Here is a 1,479-nt window from a genome sequence, read left to right on the forward strand (position 1 = left end):
CTGTAAGATTAAATCTTGACTTCTACATTACTTTATCTATGATTAGAAAATTACATAAAAATTTAAATATTCCAGCGGATATTTTAATTCAAGAAATCCACAAGAAGAGAGCATGACTTAATTCTCATACTTTAGGTTTTCCTTTGTAAAACGTTACGTTCATTTGATGTATTGCTTCAAAGCCTAAATAAATTTTAATACGTTCTAGAATAATATCTTGATAATAAGGTAATTCTGCTGCCGTAGCATTATCTTCTGCTTGTATAAATAGCGTATTAATTTTCTGTTTTTTGTAAGTATATGTGGTGATTTTTAAAGGCAATGCTTTAGTGCTGAAATTAAACCCGACTATTTTATTCCAGTTAATCATGATTTCAGGCAGCAATGGATGTTGTTTGGCAAATATACATCTAACTATTTTATCGATATCCTCTTTAATTAGCTTCATTTTAATAAACTCTGCACTGTTAAAGTTATGACGGCTATTGCAAGCATTATAGATATTACGGAAAAATATAGAGATGTAACCGATATAATCATTAAAAATATATTACAAACTGCTATAATCGATACTACTTGTTTATGAGACTTACCTTTTTGTACCGCTTTTTGAAAAAAATGCTTTAGATGAGGCTGCCAAATTTTTTCTTTATTGAGTAGCCGAATTAATATGGTTAGCACTGCATCAGTGATGTAATATAAGCTAGCAATAGCACAAGCTACAAATAAATTAGTGCTTGTAAGAGCAAGCAAGAGTAAGCAAAGACCCGTTAAGAATCCAAGGCTAATACTTCCCACGTCGCCTAAAAATATTTTTGCCGGATGCCAATTAAATATTAAAAAACCACAAGAACAACCAAGAATAATCACATTTACGCTAGCTATAAAATACGGATTACCAATAGCAGGAAATTGCAAGAAACATAATATAAGCATGGTGCTAGATAGATGGATAGATTCCACGCAACTCATACCGTCTATACCGTCCATAAAATTATATATATTAATAAAACCGCTTAAAGCTATAACTAAAATAGAATATATTATTATATGAATGGAATTTACCTGCGAAAAAAGAAAAATAGCAAAAGCTGCACAAATTAAGTGGAATATTAAACGAATTAGAATAGGTACGGCTTTTAAGTCATCCAAAAAGGAAATAGAGGAAATTATCAATAATAAAGGTAATATTTTTATTGAATTAGCAAGGTTATTGCTCGTTATATATTCAAATCCGCTCAAAGCAATCATTACGACAATTACAATAGCAAGACCACCGCCGCGTGGTGTTATCTTATCATGAGAGCGACGGCTACTCGGTACATCAACTAAACCGATTGCAGGAAGATATTTAGTTAATATATATGTTAATATAGCGGTCGCTATAAAAGAAAAAATAAATAATGTGCTATAGCTATTTATATTCATAGTAACATATTAGATTTAAAACTATTGTAGAAGTCAAGATTTAATCTTACA

At 30.4% G+C, this 1,479-nt stretch carries 2 protein-coding genes; both read right to left on the reverse strand.

The annotated features are described in order from the left end of the window. Window positions 1-124 precede the first annotated feature (124 nt). Complete coding sequence (locus KYQ89_RS00060) at window positions 125-448, reverse strand: DciA family protein (RefSeq protein ID WP_218459768.1); 324 nt, start codon at window positions 446-448, stop codon at window positions 125-127. After that, window positions 445-1,428 (reverse strand): MraY family glycosyltransferase, encoded by a 984-nt coding sequence (locus tag KYQ89_RS00065; protein ID WP_218459769.1) that lies wholly within the window; start codon window positions 1,426-1,428, stop codon window positions 445-447. Before KYQ89_RS00065 ends, KYQ89_RS00060 begins: the two co-directional genes overlap by 4 nt. Window positions 1,429-1,479 lie beyond the last annotated feature (51 nt).

The organism is Rickettsia sp. TH2014, from assembly GCF_019249195.1.
Lineage (GTDB): Bacteria > Pseudomonadota > Alphaproteobacteria > Rickettsiales > Rickettsiaceae > Rickettsia > Rickettsia felis.

Coding starts and splice junctions, on each gene's coding strand:
- KYQ89_RS00060 (WP_218459768.1), bottom strand. CDS start 448: ATGAAGCTAATTAAAGAGGATATCGATAAAATAGTTAGATGTATATTT.
- KYQ89_RS00065 (WP_218459769.1), bottom strand. CDS start 1,428: ATGAATATAAATAGCTATAGCACATTATTTATTTTTTCTTTTATAGCG.